This window comes from Cellulomonas sp. NPDC055163 (genome assembly GCF_053607065.1).
The window spans coordinates 1-21,266 of record NZ_JBSGSU010000013.1 but is presented as its reverse complement, the minus strand read 5'-3'; the positions used below and the strand labels follow the sequence as shown (position 1 = coordinate 21,266).

General features: G+C 73.5%; 19 protein-coding genes. 14 read left to right on the top strand and 5 right to left on the bottom strand.

The window, feature by feature from the left end; genetic code table 11:
• Positions 1-31: 31 nt before the first annotated feature.
• The 9 genes from uvrC to ACWFNE_RS19500 all read left to right on the top strand — a co-directional run bounded on the left by uvrC (position 32) and on the right by ACWFNE_RS19500 (position 9,235).
• Entirely contained in the window at positions 32-2,131 is a 2,100-nt protein-coding gene (gene uvrC, locus ACWFNE_RS19540; protein ID WP_452124086.1) for an excinuclease ABC subunit UvrC, read from the top strand.
• An 18-nt stretch (positions 2,132-2,149) separates the two neighbouring features.
• On the top strand, positions 2,150-3,094 hold the full coding sequence (gene rapZ / locus ACWFNE_RS19535) for an RNase adapter RapZ (RefSeq protein ID WP_452124085.1): 945 nt from the start codon (positions 2,150-2,152) through the stop codon (positions 3,092-3,094).
• On the top strand, positions 3,091-4,080 hold the full coding sequence (locus ACWFNE_RS19530) for a gluconeogenesis factor YvcK family protein (protein WP_452124084.1): 990 nt from the start codon (positions 3,091-3,093) through the stop codon (positions 4,078-4,080). The genes rapZ and ACWFNE_RS19530 overlap by 4 nt, the downstream gene beginning before the upstream one ends.
• Positions 4,081-4,105: 25 nt before the next feature.
• Complete coding sequence (gene whiA / locus ACWFNE_RS19525; RefSeq protein WP_183294629.1) at positions 4,106-5,086, top strand: DNA-binding protein WhiA; 981 nt, start codon at positions 4,106-4,108, stop codon at positions 5,084-5,086.
• 246 nt (positions 5,087-5,332) lie between these two features.
• Positions 5,333-6,340 carry a type I glyceraldehyde-3-phosphate dehydrogenase gene (gene gap, locus ACWFNE_RS19520; protein ID WP_452124083.1) on the top strand — a complete coding sequence of 336 codons (1,008 nt, stop codon included), beginning with the start codon at positions 5,333-5,335 and terminating at the stop codon, positions 6,338-6,340.
• Positions 6,341-6,475: 135 nt separating this feature from the next.
• A complete protein-coding gene (locus ACWFNE_RS19515; protein WP_452124082.1) occupies positions 6,476-7,675 on the top strand; it encodes a phosphoglycerate kinase in 1,200 nt (399 codons plus the stop codon).
• A 3-nt stretch (positions 7,676-7,678) separates the two neighbouring features.
• Positions 7,679-8,473 (top strand): triose-phosphate isomerase, encoded by a 795-nt coding sequence (tpiA, locus tag ACWFNE_RS19510; RefSeq protein ID WP_452124081.1) that lies wholly within the window; start codon positions 7,679-7,681, stop codon positions 8,471-8,473.
• A gap of 162 nt (positions 8,474-8,635) precedes the next feature.
• A complete protein-coding gene (secG, locus tag ACWFNE_RS19505) occupies positions 8,636-8,878 on the top strand; it encodes a preprotein translocase subunit SecG (protein ID WP_452124080.1) in 243 nt (80 codons plus the stop codon).
• 9 nt (positions 8,879-8,887) lie between these two features.
• The gene (locus ACWFNE_RS19500) at positions 8,888-9,235 is read left to right on the top strand and encodes an RNA polymerase-binding protein RbpA (protein WP_034624303.1); all 348 of its coding nucleotides are present in this window, start codon (positions 8,888-8,890) and stop codon (positions 9,233-9,235) included.
• A 154-nt stretch (positions 9,236-9,389) separates the two neighbouring features.
• Here ACWFNE_RS19500 and pgl read toward each other — a convergent pair whose 3' ends face one another.
• From pgl to tkt, 5 genes are all read right to left on the bottom strand, one after another.
• On the bottom strand, positions 9,390-10,196 hold the full coding sequence (gene pgl, locus ACWFNE_RS19495; protein ID WP_452124079.1) for a 6-phosphogluconolactonase: 807 nt from the start codon (positions 10,194-10,196) through the stop codon (positions 9,390-9,392).
• A complete protein-coding gene (gene opcA / locus ACWFNE_RS19490) occupies positions 10,193-11,110 on the bottom strand; it encodes a glucose-6-phosphate dehydrogenase assembly protein OpcA (protein WP_452124078.1) in 918 nt (305 codons plus the stop codon). Before opcA ends, pgl begins: the two co-directional genes overlap by 4 nt.
• On the bottom strand, positions 11,107-12,648 hold the full coding sequence (gene zwf / locus ACWFNE_RS19485) for a glucose-6-phosphate dehydrogenase (protein ID WP_452124077.1): 1,542 nt from the start codon (positions 12,646-12,648) through the stop codon (positions 11,107-11,109). The genes opcA and zwf overlap by 4 nt, the downstream gene beginning before the upstream one ends.
• Positions 12,645-13,766, bottom strand: a complete 1,122-nt coding sequence (gene tal / locus ACWFNE_RS19480) for a transaldolase (protein ID WP_452124076.1) — start codon at positions 13,764-13,766, stop codon at positions 12,645-12,647. The genes zwf and tal overlap by 4 nt, the downstream gene beginning before the upstream one ends.
• A gap of 67 nt (positions 13,767-13,833) precedes the next feature.
• Positions 13,834-16,002 (bottom strand): transketolase, encoded by a 2,169-nt coding sequence (gene tkt / locus ACWFNE_RS19475; protein ID WP_452124075.1) that lies wholly within the window; start codon positions 16,000-16,002, stop codon positions 13,834-13,836.
• Positions 16,003-16,467: 465 nt separating this feature from the next.
• Between tkt and ACWFNE_RS19470 the strand changes: the two genes are divergently transcribed.
• From ACWFNE_RS19470 to scpB, 5 genes are all read left to right on the top strand, one after another.
• Positions 16,468-17,349: a heme o synthase gene (locus ACWFNE_RS19470; protein WP_452124140.1), complete on the top strand. Its 882-nt coding sequence runs from the start codon at positions 16,468-16,470 to the stop codon at positions 17,347-17,349.
• A gap of 13 nt (positions 17,350-17,362) precedes the next feature.
• Complete coding sequence (locus ACWFNE_RS19465) at positions 17,363-18,340, top strand: site-specific tyrosine recombinase XerD (RefSeq protein ID WP_452124074.1); 978 nt, start codon at positions 17,363-17,365, stop codon at positions 18,338-18,340.
• 249 nt (positions 18,341-18,589) lie between these two features.
• On the top strand, positions 18,590-19,456 hold the full coding sequence (locus tag ACWFNE_RS19460) for a ParA family protein (RefSeq protein WP_452124073.1): 867 nt from the start codon (positions 18,590-18,592) through the stop codon (positions 19,454-19,456).
• Positions 19,440-20,471: a segregation and condensation protein A gene (locus ACWFNE_RS19455; RefSeq protein ID WP_452124072.1), complete on the top strand. Its 1,032-nt coding sequence runs from the start codon at positions 19,440-19,442 to the stop codon at positions 20,469-20,471. Before ACWFNE_RS19460 ends, ACWFNE_RS19455 begins: the two co-directional genes overlap by 17 nt.
• Complete coding sequence (gene scpB / locus ACWFNE_RS19450; RefSeq protein ID WP_452124071.1) at positions 20,468-21,130, top strand: SMC-Scp complex subunit ScpB; 663 nt, start codon at positions 20,468-20,470, stop codon at positions 21,128-21,130. Before ACWFNE_RS19455 ends, scpB begins: the two co-directional genes overlap by 4 nt.
• Positions 21,131-21,266 lie beyond the last annotated feature (136 nt).

Genomic DNA, 21,266 nt, shown 5'->3' with positions numbered 1-21,266 from the left:
CGCTGTGGGCGCCCCGACTTAGGCTCGTGGCATGGCCGATCCTGCGACCTACCGTCCTGCCCCGGGCGAGATCCCCGACTCCCCGGGCGTCTACCGCTTCCGTGACGACCACGGCCGGGTCATCTATGTCGGCAAGGCGAAGAGCCTGCGCTCGCGCCTCAACAGCTACTTCCAGGACGTCGCGGGCCTGCACCAGCGCACGCAGCAGATGGTCACGACGGCGGCGTCGGTCCAGTGGACGGTCGTGGGCACCGAGGTCGAGGCGCTCGCGCTCGAGTACTCGTGGATCAAGGAGTTCGACCCGCGGTTCAACGTCAAGTACCGCGACGACAAGAGCTACCCGTACCTCGCGGTGACGCTCGCCGACGCGTTCCCGCGCGTCCAGGTGATGCGCGGTGCCAAGCGGGCGGGGACGCGGTACTTCGGCCCGTACGCGCACGCGTGGGCGATCCGCGAGACGGTCGACCTCCTGCTGCGCGTGTTCCCGGTGCGGACGTGCTCGGCGGGGGTGTTCAAGCGCGCGAACCAGCAGGGCCGCCCGTGCCTGCTCGGCTACATCGACAAGTGCTCGGCGCCGTGCGTCGGGCGGATCTCGCCCGAGGACCACGCCGACCTCGCGCGCGACTTCTGCGACTTCATGGCGGGCGACACCGCGAAGTTCACGCGCCGGCTGACCACCCGGATGCGCGAGGCCGCCGCGGAGCTCGACTACGAGCAGGCGGCCCGGCTCCGGGACGACATCGCCGCGCTCGAACGGGCGACCGAGCGCAACGCGGTGGTGCTCGCCGACGGCACGGACGCGGACATCTTCGCGCTCGTCGGCGACGAGCTCGAGGCCGCCGTGCAGGTGTTCCACGTGCGCGACGGGCGGATCCGCGGCCAGCGCGGGTGGGTCGTGGAGAAGGTCGAGGACGTCACCGACGCCGAGCTCGTCGAGCACCTGCTGCAGCAGGTGTACGGCGACGAGGTGCTCGCCGGCCCCGGACCGGGCGCGGCCGAGGTGCGCGAGTCGCGTGCGGTTCCCCGCGAGGTGCTCGTCCCCGTGCTGCCGCCCGACGTCCCGGGCGTGCAGGCCTGGCTCACGGGGCTGCGGGGGAGCCGCGTCGAGGTCCGCGTGCCGCAGCGCGGCGACAAGCGCGAGCTCGCCGAGACGGTGCGGCGCAACGCCGAGCACGCCCTCGCGCTGCACCGCACGCGCCGCGCCGGCGACCTCACGACCCGCAGCCAGGCCCTCCGCGAGATCCAGGAGGCGCTCGAGCTGCCGACGGCGCCGCTGCGCATCGAGTGCTACGACGTCTCGCACAACCAGGGGACGTACCAGGTCGCGTCGATGGTGGTCTTCGAGGACGGCATGGCGCGCAAGAGCGAGTACCGCCAGTTCTCGATCCGGGGCCCCGAGGGTGAGGGTGCGCGCGACGACACCGCCGCGATGCACGAGGTCATCACGCGGCGGTTCCGGCGCTACCTCGCCGAGCGTGCCGAGTCGGGCGACATGGACCTGGGCCAGGGCATGCCCGACGACGACGACGAGGCCCTGCGCCGCTCCGGCCCGGTCGACGCCACGACGGGCCGCCCGCAGCGGTTCGCGTACCCGCCGAACCTCGTGGTCGTCGACGGTGGCCCGCCCCAGGTCGCCGCCGCCGCGGCCGCGCTCGCGGAGCTCGGCATCGACGACGTCGCGCTGTGCGGGCTCGCGAAGCGGCTCGAGGAGGTCTGGGTGCCCGGCGACGACTACCCGGTGATCCTGCAGCGCAGCTCGGAGGGCCTCTACCTGCTGCAGCGCCTGCGCGACGAGGCGCACCGGTTCGCGATCACCGCCCACCGCAAGCGGCGCAGCAAGGGCATGACCGTCTCGGCGCTCGACTCGGTGCCCGGGCTGGGGCCTGCACGCTCGGCGGCGCTGCTCAAGCAGTTCGGGTCGCTCAAGCGGCTCAAGGCGGCGTCGGTCGACGAGATCATGTCGGTGCCCGGGATGGGGGAGCGGACCGCCGCCGCGGTCGTCGCGGCGCTCGGCGGCGGCGGGGCGGGCGCCGCGGTGGCTGCGGACGACGGGGGTGCGCCGTCGTCCGCCGCCGTCCCGGCCGACGCGCCGGGTGCGGTCGCCTCCGCGTCCCCGACGGGCCGCGCGTGAGGCTGGCATGCTGAGCCCATGAGCGACGAGCCCTCGCCGATCACCGTCCCCTCCGGGATCCCCGCCCTCGAGGCGGCCGCGGAGGCGCCGCGCCTGATCGCTCCCCAGGTCCTGATCATCACGGGCATGTCCGGCGCGGGCCGCACGCGCGCCGCGGCGGTGCTCGAGGACCTCGACTGGTACGTCGTGGACAACCTCCCGGCGCAGATGCTCGTGCACCTCGTCGGCCTCGTCGCCAAGGGCGGGCCGGGCGGCGGCCAGCAGCGGATCGCGGCGGTCGTGGATGTGCGGACGCGCGAGTTCTTCGCGGACCTCGCGCAGGTGCTCGCGGGACTGAAGGCGACGGGCACGGACTACCGGATCCTCTTCCTCGACTCCTCCGACGAGGTCCTGGTGCGCCGCTTCGAGCAGGTGCGCCGGCCCCACCCGCTGCAGGGCGACGGGCGGATCCTCGACGGGATCGCCGCCGAGCGTGCGCTCCTCGCGGACATCCGCGAGCGCGCCGACGTGCTGATCGACACCTCGGAGCTGAGCGTCCACGACCTCGCGCGCGAGGTGCGCGCGGGGGTCACGGGCGACGGCGAGGACGTCCTGCGCGTCAACGTCGTCTCGTTCGGCTTCAAGTACGGCCTGCCGCTCGACGCGGACCACGTCGTCGACGTGCGCTTCCTCGCGAACCCGTACTGGATCACCGAGCTGCGCCACCTCACGGGCCGCGACGAGCCGGTGCGCGACTACGTCCTCGGGCTGCCGGGCGCGACGGACTTCGTCGACCGGTACGCGTCCGCGCTCGAGCCGGTGCTCGCGGGGTACCTGCACGAGGAGAAGCGCTACGTCACGATCGCCGTCGGCTGCACGGGCGGCAAGCACCGCTCGGTGGCGATCAGCGACGCGCTCGCCCGCCGCCTGCGGGAGCGGGGTCAGCGCGTGACGGTGACCGCGCGCGACCTCGGCAAGGAATGAGCGCGGCGCGCGCCGCGGACCCGAGCTACCTGGCCCCGGCGTTCGTCGCGCTCGGGGGAGGGCACGGGCTCTCGGCGACGTTGTCCGCGCTCCGGCTCATGTCGGACCGGCTCACCGCGGTGGTCACGGTCGCGGACGACGGCGGGTCGTCGGGCCGCCTGCGCGACGAGCTCGGGGTGCTGCCTCCCGGGGACCTGCGCATGGCGCTCGCGGCGCTGTGCGACGACTCCGACTGGGGCCGGACGTGGCGCGACGTGCTGCAGCACCGGTTCTCCTCGTCGGGGGACCTGGACCGGCACGCGGTCGGCAACCTGCTGATCGTCGCGCTGTGGGAGCTCCTCGGCGACACCGTCGAGGGCCTGGACTGGGTCGGGAAGCTGCTCGGGGCGCGCGGCCGGGTGCTGCCGATGTCGGCGGTGCCGCTCGAGATCGAGGCGGACGTCGAGGACGGCGCCGGCCGGACGACGGTGGTGCGCGGGCAGAGCGCGGTGGCGGTCACGACCGACCGGATCGCGCAGGTGCGCCTCGTCCCGGGGTCGCCGCCGGCGTGCGTCGAGGCGGTCGCCGCGGTCGACGCGGCGGACTGGGTGGTCCTCGGGCCCGGCTCGTGGTTCACGTCGGTGCTGCCGCACCTGCTGGTGCCGGAGCTCTCGGACGCGCTGCACCGGACCGCGGCGCGTCGCGTCGTCGTGCTCAACCTCTCGCCGGACTCGGGGGAGACCGCGGGCATGTGCGCCGAGGAGCACCTGGCCGTGCTGCACGAGCACGCGCCCGGGCTGCACCTGGACGCGATCGTCGCGGACCCGGGCGCGGTCGACGACGTCGACGTGCTCATGACCCGGGCGCGGGCGTTCGGCGCACGGGTCCTGCTGCGTCAGGTCCGGGTCGGGGACGGGTCTGCGCGGCACGACCCGCTGCGTCTCGCGGCGGCGCTGCGAGACGTCGTGGAGGGTTACCTCGGGGACGTCGGTACCCGCACGAGCTGACCTCAGGTGGTGGCAGGATGACGCCATGGCGCTGACGGCACAGGTGAAGGATGAGCTGGCACGGCTCCAGGTGGACAAGACGTCCTGCCGCAAGGCCGAGGTCTCCGCGACCCTGAGGTTCGCGGGCGGGCTGCACATCATCTCCGGGCGCATCGTCATCGAGGCCGAGCTGGACACGGGGATCGCTGCCCGGCGTCTGCGCCAGGCGATCGCCGAGGTCTACGGGCACGGCAGCGACGTGATCGTGGTCTCGGCGGGCGGCCTGCGCCGCGGCAGCCGGTACGTGGTGCGGGTCGTCAAGGACGGGGAGTCGCTCGCGCGGCAGACCGGCCTGCTCGACAACCGCGGCCGCCCGGTGCGCGGGCTGCCGCCCCAGGTGGTGTCCGCGGGCGTCGGCGAGGCCGAGGCGGCGTGGCGCGGGGCGTTCCTCGCGCACGGCTCGCTGACCGAGCCGGGCCGGTCGTCGTCGCTCGAGATCACGTGCCCCGGGCCGGAGGCCGCGCTCGCGCTGGTCGGGGCCGCGCGCCGGCTCGGCATCACCGCGAAGGCGCGTGAGGTGCGCGGGGTCGACCGCGTCGTGATCCGGGACGGTGACGCGATCAGCGCGATGCTGGCCCGGCTCGGCGCGCACGACACGATGCTCGTGTGGGAGGAGCGGCGCGTGCGCCGCGAGGTGCGGGGGACGGCGAACCGGCTGGCCAACTTCGACGACGCGAACCTGCGCCGGTCGGCACGAGCGGCGGTGGCCGCGGGGGCGCGCGTCGAGCGCGCGTTCGAGATCCTCGGCGCCGACCTGCCCGAGCACCTGCGCGAGGCCGGGGAGCTGCGGCTCGCCCACAAGCAGGCGTCGCTCGAGGAGCTCGGCAAGCTCGCGGACCCCGTGCTGACCAAGGACGCGGTCGCCGGGCGGATCCGCCGCCTGCTCGCCACGGCCGACAAGCGTGCCGCCGAGCTGGGCATCCCGGACACCGAGGCGGGCCTCGCGCCGGAGCTGCTCGACCTGTAGCCGCGGCGTCGCCCGCCGTCCACGGGCCGCCCACCTGCGTACCCGTCTCAGCGCGGACCATGGTCCCGGCGTGAGGTCGGTCACGGGTATAGGCTCACGATCATCCGGTGGAGGTCAAGAGTCGGCCGCGCGCACAGCGTGGCCCTCGCTCGGCAGCCACCGGTGGAGCGCACATCGGCGTGCGTGCTCGTCAATCACCGCAACTGTGTGCGCCGGCCCTTCGTCGGCGCGTGCCGAGGAGGGCAAGTGACCATCCGCGTCGGTATCAACGGCTTCGGCCGCATCGGACGTAACTTCTACCGGGCGATTCTCGCGTCCGGGGCGGACATCGAGATCGTCGGTGTCAACGACCTCACGGACAACAAGACCCTGGCGCACCTGCTGAAGTACGACTCCGTCCTGGGGCGTCTCCCGGTCGAGGTCACGTACGACGAGAAGTCGATCATCGTCGACGGCAAGGCCATCCGCGCGCTCGAGGAGCGCGACCCGGCGAACCTCCCCTGGGGCGAGCTCGGTGCGGACATCGTCATCGAGTCCACGGGCTTCTTCACGGACGCGTCCAAGGCCAAGGCGCACATCGACGCCGGCGCCAAGAAGGTCATCATCTCGGCCCCGGCCAAGAACGAGGACGGCACGTTCGTCGTCGGTGTCAACCACACCGAGTACGACGCCGCGACGCAGCACATCATCTCCAACGCGTCGTGCACCACGAACTGCCTCGCGCCGCTCGCGAAGGTCCTCGACGAGGCCTTCGGCATCGAGCGTGGTCTCATGACCACGATCCACGCCTACACGGGTGACCAGAACCTCCAGGACGGCCCCCACAAGGACCTGCGCCGTGCGCGCGCCGCCGCCCTGAACATCGTCCCGACGTCGACGGGTGCGGCCAAGGCCGTCGCCCTCGTGCTCCCGCAGCTCAAGGGCAAGCTCGACGGCTACGCGCTGCGCGTCCCGGTCCCGACCGGCTCGGCCACGGACCTCACGTTCACGGCGGGTCGCGAGACGACGGTCGACGAGGTCAACGCCGCGGTCAAGGCCGCCGCCGACTCCGACGCCCTCAAGGGCATCCTCGTCTACACCGAGGACGAGATCGTCTCGAGCGACATCGTCACGGACCCGGCCTCGAGCATCTTCGACGCCAAGCTGACGAAGGTCATCGGCGACCAGGTCAAGGTCGTCGCCTGGTACGACAACGAGTGGGGCTACTCGAACCGCCTCGTGGACCTCACGGTCTACGTGGGCGAGCGTCTCTGACGCGTCGTCCCCCACCAGCACGACAATGCGTCCGCGTGCGCCCCACGGCCCTCGGGTCGCGGGGCGCACGCGGACGTCGTCATGTCCCGGGCGGTCGGGCTCCGGTCCGGCTGCCCCGAGTCAGGAAGTAGGACCATGAAGACCATCGAGGACCTCGGGGACCTGCGCGGCAAGCGCGTCCTCGTCCGTTCCGACTTCAACGTGCCGCTCGACGGCACGACGATCACGGACGACGGCCGCGTGCGTGCGGCCCTCCCCACGCTGACGGCGCTGCTCGACGCCGGCGCCCGCGTCATCGTGACCGCGCACCTGGGCCGCCCGAAGGGCGCCCCCGAGGACAAGTACTCGCTCGCACCCGTCGCCGCCCGTCTGGGTGAGCTGCTCGGCAAGCCCGTCACGCTCGCGAAGGACACCGTCGGGGAGTCGGCGCGCGAGACCGTCGCCGCGCTCGGTGACGGCGAGATCGCCCTGCTCGAGAACATCCGCTTCGACCCGCGCGAGACCTCGAAGGTCGACGCGGAGCGTGCGGAGCTCGCCGGCGAGCTGGCGTCCCTCGCGGACGCGTACGTCTCGGACGGCTTCGGCGTCGTGCACCGCAAGCAGGCGTCGGTCTACGACGTCGCGCAGCAGCTGCCCGCTGCGGTCGGCAAGCTCGTCCTCAAGGAGGTCGACTCGCTGCGCAAGGCGACCGAGGACCCGGAGCGCCCGTACGCGGTCGTGCTCGGCGGCTCGAAGGTCTCCGACAAGCTCGGCGTCATCGCGAACCTGCTGACCAAGGCGGACCGCCTGCTCATCGGCGGCGGCATGGTCTTCACGTTCCTCGCGGCGAAGGGCTGCTCGGTCGGCAGGTCGCTGCTCGAGGAGGACCAGATCGAGACCGTCAAGGGCTACCTGGCGCAGGCCGAGGAGCGCGGCGTCGAGATCGTCCTCCCGACGGACATCGTCGTCGCCGACACGTTCGCGGCGGACTCCCCGCACGACGTGGTCGCGGCTGACGCGATCCCCGACGAGCGCATCGGCCTCGACATCGGCCCGGCCTCCGCCGAGCTGTTCCGGAGCAAGCTCGTCGACGCGAAGACGATCGTCTGGAACGGGCCTGCGGGCGTGTTCGAGTTCGAGGCGTTCTCGGGCGGCACGCGTGCGGTGGCGCAGGCCATCGTCGACGCCGGTGCGAACGGCGCGTTCACGATCGTCGGTGGTGGCGACTCCGCCGCCGCCGTCCGGATCCTCGGCTTCGACGAGGCCGGCTTCGGTCACATCTCGACGGGTGGCGGCGCCAGCCTCGAGTTCCTCGAGGGCAAGACCCTCCCCGGCATCGCCGTCCTGGAGGGCTGACTCATGGCAACGCGCATCCCGCTCATCGCAGGCAACTGGAAGCTGAACCTCGACCACAACGAGGCGATCCACCTCGTGCAGAAGCTCGCGTGGTCGCTCAAGGACGCGAAGCACGACTTCTCGGCCGCCGAGGTCGTCGTGCTCCCGTCGTTCACGGCGATCCGCTCCGTGCAGACGCTCGTGGACGCCGACAAGCTCGAGATCGGCTACGGGGCGCAGGACGTCTCGGCGCACGCGAGCGGCGCGTACACCGGCGAGGTCTCGGCCGCGCAGCTCGCCAAGCTCGGCGTCAGCTACGTCGCCGTCGGGCACTCGGAGCGCCGTGAGTACCACGCCGAGTCGGACGCGGTCGTCGCCGCCAAGGCCGTCGCGGCGTTCGGCGCGGGCATCGTCCCGATCGTCTGCGTGGGTGAGGGCCTCGACGTCCGCAAGGCGGGCGAGCAGGTCGCCTACACGCTCACGCAGCTCGAGGGCTCGCTCGCGGGCCTCACGCCCGAGCAGGTCGCCCGGGTCGTCGTCGCGTACGAGCCCGTCTGGGCCATCGGCACCGGCGAGGTCGCGACACCCGAGGACGCGCAGGAGGTCGCCGCGGCGATCCGTGCCCGCCTCGCGGAGCTGTACTCGGCCGAGATCGCCGCTGCGGTCCGTGTGCTCTACGGCGGCTCGGTGAAGTCCTCGAACGTGGCGTCGATCCTCGGCAAGGAGGACGTCGACGGGGCCCTCGTCGGCGGTGCGAGCCTCGACCCCGAGGAGTTCGCGAAGATCGCGCGCTTCCAGGCGCACAACGTCGGCCTGTAGGCCCTCGTACCACCGCGGACGGGTGCGCGCTCGACGAACGCGCACCCGTCCCGTGGCGATGTTGGCCTTCCGGTGCCGGCGTCGCCTACCCTGTACCGCGGTCACCTGTACCGCACCCACCTTCGGGTGACGTCCCAGAACGAGTGAGGAACCGACGCCGACGTGGACGCCTTGCGCATCACCTTCCAGATCCTGCTGGTGCTGACCAGCGTCCTGCTGATCCCGCTGGTCCTGCTGCACAAGGGCAAGGGCGGCGGTCTGTCGGACATGTTCGGCGGCGGCATCACCAGCAGCGCCGGCAGCTCCGGGGTCGCCGAGCGCAACCTCAACCGCATCACCGTCACCGTCGCGATCACGTGGGCGATCATCATCGTGCTGCTGGGCCTGATCCAGCGCGTGAGCTAGGGGGCCCTCGTGGCGAGTGGAAGCGCGATCAGGGGTTCGCGTGTCGGTGCGGGCCCGATGGGCGAGGCCGAGCGGGGGGACAGCGCGCCGCGCGTCTGGATCTCCTACTGGTGCGCCAACGGGCACGAGACCCGGCCCAGCTTCGCCGAGGAGGCCGCCGCCGAGGCGCCCGTGACGTGGGACTGCCCGCGGTGCGGGTTCCCGGCCGGGCAGGACGAGGCGAACCCGCCGTCGCCCTCGAAGAACGAGCCGTACAAGACGCACCTCGCGTACGTGAAGGAGCGCCGCTCCGACGAGGACGGCGAGGCGATCCTCGACGAGGCCCTGGCCGCGCTGCGCGCACGCCGCGGGGGCTGACGCGCGAGACGGACCCACAGGCATGACGGAGGGCGCCTGACCGCGAGGTCAGGCGCCCTCCGTCATGTCCGCCGGCCTCGTGCCCCGGGGGGCCGGCCGTGCCCACCCGGAGCGTCGTCGCGCACCCGGCTCCGGGTTGCGCGCCGTCGCGCGCTCAGGCCGGGATGCCCGCGGCGGCAGCGGCGTCGACGAGCCACAGCGTCCGCTCGCGGCCGTAGGCGCCGGCGGCCGGGGTGGCGGTGACCTCGGCGCCCGAGAGCGCCGCGCCGACCTGCGCGGCCTTCTCCGCACCCGCGGCGACGAACCACACCTGGTGCGCGGCGTTGATCGCCTCGAAGGTCAGCGACACACGCTCGGGCGGCGGCTTCGGCGAGCCGTGCACGCCGACCGTCGGTGTCCCCGTGACCGTCAGGGCGGCGTGCCCCGGGAACAGCGACGCGACGTGCCCGTCGGGTCCCATGCCGAGCAGCAGCACGTCGAGCTCCGGCGTGGCCGCACCCTCGGCGGCGAACCGTGCGAGCTCGGCGGCGTACGCCGACGCGGACTGCTCCGGAGTGTCGACGCCGTCGCCAGGTCCGGGCATCGCGTGCACGTTCTCGGCCGGCAGGAGGTCGGCGAGAGCCCCGAGCAGCGCGTCGCGCGCCTGGGTCTCGTTCCGGTCCGGGTCGCCCGCGGGGAGGAACCGCTCGTCGCCCCACCACACGTGCACGCCGGACCAGTCGACGACGTCGCGGATCGGGCTGCGGGCGACGGCCCGGAGCAGCTCGATGCCCACGGTCCCGCCCGTCAGGCCCACGTGCACGGGGGAGTGCAGCGACTGCACGTCGAGCAGCCGGGTGAGCAGTCGCGCCGCGACCGCCTCCGCGAGAGTGCCGGCGTCCGGGTGGACGACGACGCGGCGCCGGTGGTGCGGCTGCCGCTCCGGGGCCGCCACCGACGGCTCGGGGGCCGGCGTGCTCACGAGCTCAACCTCGCGAGGCCCTTCTGCAGCACCTCGCCGTAGACCTCGTCGGCGTCGAGCCGGCGCAGCTCCTCCGCGAGGCACTCCCGCAGCTGCCGGATCGGCAGGGCGATGCGGTGCTCGGGCTGGTCGGGCTGGATGAGCGCAGCCGTCTTGCCGTCCGGGCGGTCGAGGACGATCGGGCCCGACGCCCGCTCGAGCCGCACCGTCGTGATCGCGGGCGCGTCCGCGATGCGCTCGACCTCGACGGGGCAGCGCAGCGACTGCGCGAGCCACGCGGCGATGAGGTCGACCGACGGGTGCGTGCTCTCACCCGAGACGACGACCCGCTGGACCTGCTCGTACGGCGGCTGGTCGAGCGCCGCGGCGATGAGCCCGCGCCACAGCGTCGCGCGCGTCCAGGCGAGGTCCGTGTCGCCCTCGGCGTACACCTGGGCGAGCTGGCGCAGGACCTCGCCCGGCTTCGCGCACTGCGTCGAGTCGGTGATCCGGCGCTGGGCCATGCGGCCGAGCGGGTGCTGCGCCGGGTCCTCGGGGATCTCGTACGGCCACCACACGACGATCGGGGCGTCGGGCAGCAGGAGCGGCATGACGAGCGTGTCGAGGTGGTGGGCGAGCTGCCCGAAGGGACGCAGGACGATGACCTCGCTCGCCCCGGCGTCACCACCGAGGCGGATCTGCGCGTCGAGCCGGGACTTTCCGGCCGTGGTGTCCTCGGCGATCACGATCACCCGGCAGGGGTGCTCGCGGCTCGCGTCGTTCGCGGCCTCGATCGCCTCCTCGGCGTCCTGCCCGTCGACGTCGATGATGAGGGTGAGCACGCGGCCGAGCGCGACCGCGCCGCCCTCGTCGCGCGCCTTGACGAGCCGGCGGTTGATCGCCCGCGTGCTCGTGCCGGGCAGGTCGATGATCACGGGAGCCTCCAGGCGCGGCCGTCGCGGGCCATCATCTCGTCAGCGGAGTCGGGACCCCACGTGCCCGAGCGGTACGGGTCGGGCTTGCCCTTGGACGCCCAGAACGAGGTGATCGGGTCGAGGATCTTCCAGGACAGCTCGACCTCCTCGTGCCGCGGGAACAGCGGCGGGTCGCCCAGGAGGACGTCGAGGATGAGCCGCTCGTAGGCCTCGGGGGAGGACTCCGTGAACGCGTGCCCGTACCCGAAGTCCATCGTGACGTCGCGGACGGCCATCGCGGTGCCGGGGACCTTCGCGCCGAACCGGAGCGTCACGCCCTCGTCCGGCTGGACGCGGATGACGAGCGCGTTCTGGCCGAGCTCCTCGGTCGCGGTCGTCTCGAACGGCAGGTGCGGCGCCCGCTTGAACACGACCGCGATCTCGGTGACGCGGCGCCCGAGGCGCTTGCCGGTGCGCAGGTAGAACGGCACGCCGGCCCAGCGCCGGGTGTCGATGTCGAGCCGGATCGCGGCGAACGTCTCGGTCGACGAGGTGCTCGAGAAGCCTTCCTCCTCGAGGTACCCGACGACCTCCTCCGCGCCCTGCCACCCCGCGACGTACTGGCCGCGGGACGTGTGCCGGCCCAGGTCGCGGGGGAGCCGCACCGCCGAGAGGACCTTCTCCTTCTCGGCACGCAGGTCGTCGGCGTCGAACGACACCGGCTCCTCCATCGCGGTCAGCGCGAGGAGCTGCAGGAGGTGGTTCTGGATGACGTCGCGGGCGGCGCCGATCCCGTCGTAGTACCCGGCGCGGCCGCCGATGCCGATGTCCTCGGCCATGGTGATCTGGACGTGGTCGACGTAGTGCGAGTTCCAGATGGGCTCGAAGAGCTGGTTCGCGAACCGCAGCGCGAGCAGGTTCTGGACCGTCTCCTTGCCGAGGTAGTGGTCGATCCGGAACACGTCGTCCGGACGGAAGACCTCGGAGACGACGTCGTTGAGCTCGCGCGCGCTCTCCAGGTCGTGACCGAACGGCTTCTCGATGACGACGCGCCGCCACGCACCGTCGCGGGGCTGCGAGAGCCCCGAACGCGCGAGCTGCTGGCAGACGACGGGGAACGAGCTCGGCGGCACCGAGAGGTAGAACGCGTGGTTCCCGCCCGTCCCGCGCTTGGCGTCGAGGTCCTCGACCGTCTCGCGGAGCCGGTCGAACGCCGCGTCGTCGTCGAACGTGCCCTGGACGAACCGGATGCCCTCGGCGAGCTGGCGCCACGTCGCCTCGCGGAACGGCGTGCGCGCGTGCTCCTTCACCGAGTCGTGCACGATCTGGGCGAAGTCCTGGTCCTCCCAGTCGCGCCGTGCGAACCCGGTGAGCGCGAAGCCCGGGGGCAGCAGCCCCCGGTTGGTGAGGTCGTAGACCGCCGGCATGAGCTTCTTGCGGGCGAGGTCGCCCGTGACGCCGAAGATCACGAGGCCGCAGGGCCCCGCGATCCTCGGCAGCCGACGGTCGCGCGGGTCGCGCAGCGGGTTGTTCGCCGCCGAGACCTTCGAGGGGCTCACCGGCTCACCCGCGCGAGGCCCTCGGTCACGGTCGCGAGCAGCTCCTGCCAGCTGGCCTCGAACTTCGAGACCCCCTCGGACTCGAGCGTCTCGGTGACCTCGTCGATCTCGATGCCGAGGGTCGCGAGCCCGTCGATCACGGACTGCGCCTCGGCCTGCGTGCCGGTCACGGTGTCGCCCTGGACGTCGCCGTGGTCGGCGACCGCCTGGAGCGTGGCCTCGGGCATCGTGTTGACGACGCCGGTCACCACGAGCTCGTCGACGTAGCGCGTGTCGGGGTACGCCTTGTCCTTGACGCCCGTCGACGCCCACAGCGGGCGCTGCGGACGCGCGCCGGCGGCGGCGAGCTCCTGCCACCGCTCCGAGGCGACGACCTCCTCGTACACGCCGTAGGCGAGCCGGGCGTTCGCGATGGCGGCCTTCCCGCGCAGCGCGGCGGCCTCGGGCGTCCCGATCTCGTCGAGCCGCGGGTCGATCGCCGCGTCGACGCGCGAGACGAAGAACGACGCGACCGACGCGATGGGCGCGAGGTCGTGCCCGTTGGCCTTCGCCTTCTCCAGGCCCTCGAGGAACGCGTCGAGCACCGCGCGGTACCGCTCGAGCGAGAAGATCAGCGTCACGTTGACGCTGATCCCCTCGCCGAGCACGGCCGTGATCGCCGCGAGGCCCGCACGGGTCGCCGGGATCTTGATGAACACGTTGGGCCGGTCGACGGTGGCCCACAGGGCCTTGGCCGAGGCGACCGTGCCCTCGGTGTCCTTGGCCAGGCGCGGGTCCACCTCGATCGAGACGCGACCGTCGACGCCGCCCGTGCTCTCGTGCAGCGGGCGCAGCACGTCCGCCGCCTCCCGCACGTCGTCGGTCGTGATCGTGAAGACGGCCGTGTCGACGTCGGCGCCCTGTCCGGCGAGCTCACGCAGCTGCTCGTCGTAGGCGTCGCCCTTCGCGAGCGCGCTCGCGAAGATCGTCGGGTTCGTCGTCACGCCGACGACGCCGCGCGTCTCGACGAGCTCGGCGAGGTTCCCGGTGCGGAGTCGCTCGCGCGAGAGGTCGTCGAGCCAGATCGCGACCCCGGCCGCGGTGAGGCGGTCGAGGGCGCTGCTGCCGGACGGTGCCATGGTGGTTCCCCTTCCCTGCTGTTGCCGGCGCCCGGTGGTGCGGGCGCCGTGATGTCGGAGACCGAGCTCAGAGCTGGTCGCCGGTGCCGCTCTGCGTGGGGGTCGCGCCGGAGGCGGCCGGTGCGGCGTCGCCCGAGGCGGCGGCGATCGACTCGTGCGCGGCGGCCACGACGGCCTCGGCGGTGATCCCGAACTCCTCGTAGAGCGTCTCGTACGCCGCGGAGGCGCCGTAGTGCTCGAGCGAGACGCTGCGGCCCGCGTCGCCGACGATCTTGTGCCACGACAGGGCGATGCCGGCCTCGACCGAGACGCGCGCACGCACGGACGCGGGCAGGACCTGCTCGCGGTACGCGTCGTCCTGCTCGGCGAACCACTCGAGGCACGGTGCCGAGACGACGCGCGTGCCGATGCCGGCCGCCTCGAGCGTCTCGCGCGCCGCGACGGCGAGCTGCACCTCGGAGCCGGTGCCGACGAGGATGACCTGCGGGGTCGGGGTGCTCGACTCGAGCAGCACGTAGGCGCCGCGCGCGACGCCCTCGGCCCCGGCGAAGCCGTCCTCGCCGCGCGGGAACGTCGGGACGTTCTGCCGCGTGAGGATGAGGCCGACCGGGCCGTCGGTGCGCTCGAGCGTCGCCTTCCACGCGGCGGCCGTCTCGTTGGCGTCGGCCGGACGGACGACGGACAGGCCGGGGATCGCCCGGACGGCGGTGAGGTGCTCGACGGGCTGGTGCGTCGGGCCGTCCTCGCCGAGGCCGATCGAGTCGTGCGTCCACACGTAGATCGCCGGGACCCCCATGAGCGCCGCGAGGCGCACGGCGCCGCGCATGTAGTCGCTGAACGTGAAGAACGTGCCGCCGTACGCGCGCGTCAGGCCGTGCAGCACGATGCCCGAGAGGATCGAGCCCATCGCGTGCTCGCGGATCCCGAAGTGCAGGGTGCGGCCGAACTCGTCGCCCGAGAACTCGTGCGTCGAGCGCTCGGCGGGCAGGAACGAGGGCTGGCCCTTCATCGTCGTGTTGTTCGAGCCGGCGAGGTCCGCCGAGCCGCCCCAGAGCTCGGGGAGCACGTCGGCGAGCGCCGAGAGCACCTCGCCCGACGCCGCACGGGTCGCGACGGCCTTGCCCGCGGGGAACGTCGGGAGGGCGTCGGCCCAGCCGGCCGGGAGCTCACCGGCGCGCAGCCGGTCGAGCAGCGCCGCGCGGTCGGGGTTGGCGGCGCGCCACGCCTCGTACCTCGGCGCCCACTCCGCCTGCGCCTGCTTGCCGCGCTCGAGCGCCTTGCGGGTGTGCTCGATGACCTCGGGCGCGACGTCGAACGTCGTCGTCGCGTCGAAGCCGAGGGCCTCCTTGAGGCCGCGGACCTCGTCGGTGCCGAGCTTCGAGCCGTGCGAGCCGTGCGTGTTCTGCTTGGTCGGCGAGGGCCACGCGATGATGGTGCGCAGGCCGATGAACGACGGGCGGTCGGTGACGGCCTTGGCGGCCTCGATCGCGGCGTGCAGCGCGTCGACGTCCTCGACGTAGCCGTCGGGGCCCGCGGTCCAGTCGACGAACTGGACGTGCCAGCCGTAGGCCTCGTAGCGCTTGAGCACGTCCTCGGTGAACGCGATCTCGGTGTCGCCCTCGATCGAGATGTGGTTGTCGTCCCACAGCACGACCAGGTTGCCGAGCTTCTGCGTCCCGGCGATCGACGACGCCTCGCTCGTGACGCCCTCCTGCAGGTCGCCGTCGGACGCGATGACGTACACGTGGTGGTCGAACGGGCTCTCGCCCGCGGGGGCCTCGGGGTCGAGGAGGCCGCGCTCGCGGCGCGCGGCCATCGCGAAGCCGACGGCGCTGGCCAGGCCCTGGCCGAGCGGGCCGGTCGTGATCTCGACGCCCTCGGTGTGCTTGTACTCGGGGTGGCCGGGGGTCTTGGAGCCCCACGTGCGCAGCGCCGCGATGTCCTCGAGCTCGAGGCCGAAGCCGGCCAGGTAGAGCTGGATGTACTGCGTGAGGCTCGAGTGGCCCGCCGACAGGACGAAGCGGTCACGGCCGAGCCAGTGCGGGTCCGCGGGGTCGTGGCGCAGGACGTTCTGGTAGAGCAGGTAGGCGGCGGGCGCGAGGCTGATCGCCGTGCCGGGGTGGCCGTTGCCGACCTTCTCGACGGCGTCGGCTGCGAGGACCCGGACGGTGTCGACCGCCTTGTGGTCGAGCTCGGTCCAACCGACGGTCTGTGCCTGGGGGGCCTTCGCGTTCACCGCACCTCATTCCCGCCGCGGGCTCGATGCTCGGGGCGTCGATCGAACTGGCCGGGCGACCCTCGGTGGGTGCCGGTCACATGGCGTCCGGGCGGGGCCGACGGCCTCGCGGCGCACTGTGCATATCGAGCCTATCTCGCATTCCGCGTGGCGCGCGGTGCCGTCCCACCGTAGCGGATAGCGCTTTCCACGCGCCATCGCCGCGGGCAGGGCGACCGATCTCACACCGTCCCGCGGAGCCCGGGGGCCGATCCGGGCGCGGTCCGCGGGGGCGGGGGCCGTACGATGGCCGGGCGACCACCCGACGAGACGAACGGAAGACCGCAGCGCGTGCGCACCACGAGCCCCGCCCCCCTGGACGACGCCGGAGCGTCCGGACGAGCGACCCCGTGGCGGCCCACCGTCGTGAACGTCGCCCCCACCGCCGCACGCACGGACGCCGGATCCGGCGAGCGGGCCCGGCGGGTGCTGCGCCACCTCGGGGCCTACGTCGCCCTGACCAAGCCGCGCATCATCGAGCTGCTGCTCGTCACGACGCTCCCGACGATGATCCTCGCCGAGCGCGGGTTCCCGTCCGTCGGCCTCGTCGTCGCGACCCTCGTCGGGGGAGCGGCCGCGGCCGGCTCCGCGAACACGCTGAACTGCTACCTCGACCGCGACATCGACGAGGTCATGAACCGCACGAAGCGCCGGCCGCTCGTGACGGGCGAGATCACGCCGCGCGCCGCGCTCGTGTTCGGGCTCGTCCTCGGCGCGCTGTCCATCGCGTGGTTCGCGCTCGTCGTGAACCCGGCCGCCGCGTGGCTCACGCTCGGCGCCATCGCGATCTACGTCGTCGGCTACACGATGATCCTCAAGCGCCGCACCGCGCAGAACATCGTGTGGGGCGGTGCGGCCGGCTGCATGCCGGTGCTGATCGGCTGGTCGGCGGTCACCGGCACCGTGTCGTGGGCCGCGGCGCTGCTGTTCGGCGTCATCTTCTTCTGGACCCCGCCGCACTACTGGCCGCTGTCGATGAAGTTCCGGCGCGAGTACGCCGCCGCCGGCGTCCCGATGCTCCCCGTCGTCGCGGCCGACACCAAGGTCGCCCGCGAGATGATTGCGTACACCGTCGCGATGATCGCGTGCTCGCTGCTGCTCGTGCCCGTCGCAGGCATGACGTGGGTCTACGGCGTCGTCGCGCTCGGGCTCGGGGCCTGGTTCCTCTGGTCCTGCATCGGCCTGCTGCGGCGTGCCCAGGACCCCTCGCGCGGCAAGCTCGGCGCGATGAAGGTGTTCCACGGCTCGATCACCTACCTCACGCTCCTCTGCGTCGCCGTCGCGGTGGACGTCTTCCTCCCGATCTGATCGCGGCCGGTCGATGCCCGAGGACCGGCCGGACCCCACGGGGCCCCTGCACGACGCCGTGCGGGACTACCTCGCGCACCTGACCGTCGAGCGTGGCCTCTCGGCCAACACGCTGGGCGCCTACCGTCGGGACCTCGCGCGGTACGTGCAGCACCTCGAGACCGCGGGCCGGCGCGCGCCCGCCGACGTGACCGAGCGTGACGTCGAGGACTTCGTGCTCGTGGTGCGCACCGGCTCCGACGGCGGCGCGGTGCTCTCCGCGTCGTCGGCGGCCCGCGCGGTCGTGGCTGTCCGGGGCTGGCACCGCTTCTGCGCGCTCGAGGGCCTCACGGGGACCGACGCCGCGAGCGCCGTCCGCCCGCCCGCGCAGCCGCGGCGCCTGCCCAAGGCGATCTCGACCGGTGACGTCGAGCGGCTCCTCGAGGCGGCCGGTGCGGGCGACGGGCCCGGTCCGCTGCGCGACCGGGCGCTGCTCGAGCTCCTCTACTCGACCGGGGCGCGCATCTCCGAGGCCGTCGGGCTCGACGTCGACGACCTCGACCTGACGCCGGGTCGCTCGGCGGTGCGCCTGCTCGGCAAGGGCAGCAAGGAGCGCGTCGTGCCGGTCGGCAGCTACGCCGTGGAGGCGGTCGAGGCCTACGTGGTGCGCGGTCGGCCGGCGCTGGCCGCCGCGGGTCGCGGGACGAGCGCGCTGTTCCTGAACACGCGCGGGTCCCGGCTGAGCCGGCAGAGCGCGTGGGCGGTGCTGCGCGCCTCGGCCGAGCGTGCGCAGCTGCCGGCGTCGGCCCACGTGTCGCCGCACACGCTGCGGCACTCGTTCGCGACCCACCTGCTCGCGGGCGGGGCCGACGTGCGCGTGGTCCAGGAGATGCTCGGGCACGCGTCGGTGACCACGACGCAGGTCTACACGCTCGTCACCCGGGACACGCTGCGCGAGGTCTACGCGACCGCGCACCCGCGGGCGATCCGCCGGGAGCCGGCCGGTCGCTGAGTCCCGCGGCGGACCTGCCGGTCACTGAGTCCCGCGGCGGAGCGGCCGGTCGCTGAGTCCCGCCGCAGGCGTGCCGTTCGCCCGGCCCCGTGCCGGGCGCGGTCGCACGGCGTCGGGGCCCGGCCGCACCACCCCCGAGGGCTCGGAGCCGCGTCGAGCCGCCCGTGACCGGCCCCGGCCGCCCGAGAAGCGCGCGTGCGTGCGGTCTGTCGCACGCTCGCTGAGCGAGCCCTCCGGTAGGTTGTGCGCGTGGCGAGCGAGCAGACGACCGAGGCGATCCTCGACCCCGTCGGGCGAGCGCTGCCCGAGTTCCCCGTCCCGGCGCCCCTCCCGAGCCACGGCCCGGCCCGCGTGATCGCGATGTGCAACCAGAAGGGCGGGGTCGGCAAGACGACCTCGACCATCAACCTCGCGGCGTCCCTCGCGGAGTACGGCCGCCGGGTCCTGATCGTCGACTTCGACCCGCAGGGCGCCGCGTCGGTCGGGCTCGGGGTCAGCCCGCACGAGCTCGACCGGACGGTCTACAACCTCCTCATGGAGCCGCACGCGTCGATCCACGAGGTCATCCACGCGACGGGGGTCCCCGGGCTGGACCTGCTGCCGGCCAACATCGACCTCTCGGCCGCCGAGGTCCAGCTCGTCGGCGAGGTCGCCCGGGAGTCCGTGCTGGCGCGCGTGCTGCGGCCCGTGGCCGACGAGTACGACGTCGTGCTCATCGACTGCCAGCCGTCGCTCGGCCTGCTCACCGTGAACGCGCTGACCGCCGCGCACGGCGTGCTCATCCCGCTCGAGTGCGAGTTCTTCGCGCTGCGTGGCGTCGCGCTCCTCATCGAGACGATCGAGAAGGTCCGCGACCGGCTCAACCCGCGCCTCGAGGTCGACGGGATACTGGCCACGATGTACGACCCGCGGACGCTGCACGCACGCGAGGTCGTGGCCCGGCTCAACGAGGCCTTCGGCGACACCCTCCTGCACACCGTGATCGGCCGGACGGTCAAGTTCCCGGACTCGTCGGTCGCCGCGGAGCCCATCACCACCTACGCGCCGACCCACAGCGGCGCCACGGCGTACCGGCAGCTGGCCCGTGAGCTCATCGCCCGTGGCGACGCCGCCTGAGGCGGCCTCTGCAAGCGCGACGACGCCCCCGCCGGCCGAGGTCCCCGGACGCGCCGCGCCGGGCGCCGGCGGCTTCGAGGTCCACCTCACGAACTTCTCGGGTCCCTTCGACCTGCTGCTGGGGCTCATCGCGAAGCACAAGCTCGACATCACCGAGGTCTCGCTCGGGCAGGTGACCAACGAGTTCATCGCGCACATCCGCGCAGCCGAGCGCGCGGCGGCCGAGGGCGGCACCTCGTGGGACCTCAGCCAGGCGAGCGAGTTCCTCGTCGTCGCCGCGACGCTGCTCGACCTCAAGGCGGCGCGCCTCCTGCCGTCCGGAGACGTCGAGGACGCCGAGGACCTCGAGCTCCTCGAGGCGCGCGACCTGCTGTTCGCGCGGCTGCTGCAGTACCGCGCGTACAAGGTCGTCGCCCGGGACGTCGGTGAGCGGCTCGCGGCCGAGGCGCGCCGCTTCCCCCGGACGGTCACGCTCGAGCCGCAGCTCGCGGCGCTGCTGCCCGAGCTCGTGTGGCAGATCGGGCCCGTCGAGCTCGCCGCGCTGGCCGCGAAGGTGCTCGCGCCGAAGGCGCCTCCGCCCGGGGTGGACCTCAGCCACCTGCACGCCCCGGCGGTCTCCGTGCGCGAGCAGGCCGCGGTGCTCGTCGACCGGTTGCGGCACGGCGGCGCGCTGTCGTTCCGGTCGCTGACCGCCGACGCCGACGCGACGATCGTCGTGGTCGCCCGGTTCCTCGCGCTGCTCGAGCTGTTCCGCGAGGGCGCGGTCGGGTTCGACCAGGTCGAGCCGCTCGGCGAGCTCACGGTGCGCTGGACGGGGGCCGAGGAGGGCGACGTCGAGGTGTCCGACGACTTCGACGAGCCGGGTGACGAGCCCGGTGACCACCGCGCTGACGAGCCCGCCGCTGACGACACCGCGGACGACACCGCGGACGTCACCGCGGAGGTCACCGGGCCGCCGCGCACCGGCGACCACCCCGCCGACCTGACCGACCAGCCGCAGGAGCCCACCGCATGAGCCAGGTCCCGCCGCCCGACGCCGTCCCGCAGGACGCCACGCCGCCGGGGGTCGCAGCCGACGAGCTCGCGTTCGACGTCGACGCGCTGCCCGGCGGAGCGCTCGCGGCGCTCGAGGCCGTGCTCATGGTCGCCGACGAGCCGATCCCGGCCGTCCGGCTCGCCTCGGTCCTCGCGCTGCCGACCGTGCGCGTCGAGGAGCTCCTCGGCGAGCTCGCAGCGGAGTACCGCGGGGACCACGGCGGGCGCCCGCGCGGCTTCGAGCTGCGGCTCGCCGGTGCGGGGTGGCGGATCTACTCGGCGTCGCCGTACGCGGACGTGGTGGGGCGCTTCGTGCTCGAGGGGCAGACGGCGCGGCTCACGCAGGCCGCGCTCGAGACCCTGGCGGTCATCGCGTACCGCCAGCCGGTCACGCGCGGGCAGGTCTCGGGGGTGCGCGGGGTCAACGTGGACGGCGTGGTGCGGACGCTCACGGCGCGCGGGCTGGTCACCGAGGCGGGCACCGAGCCGACGACCGGTGCGGTGCTGTACGAGACCACGGGATACTTCCTGGAGCGGATGGGACTCGCGAGCCTGGACGAGCTGCCACCGCTCGCGCCCTACCTACCGGACATCGACACGCTCGAGGGCGTGGACAGGGCGAACGGAGAGGCACGATGAGCGCAACGGACGGACGGCGCGGCGGCACGGGGCGACCCGAGCGAGCCGGCGGAGGCGCGGGACGCGCAGGGGCGGGCCGCGGCGCGCAGGGCGGCGGCGCGGGCCGCGGGCAGAGCGGCGGCGGGCAGGGCGGCGG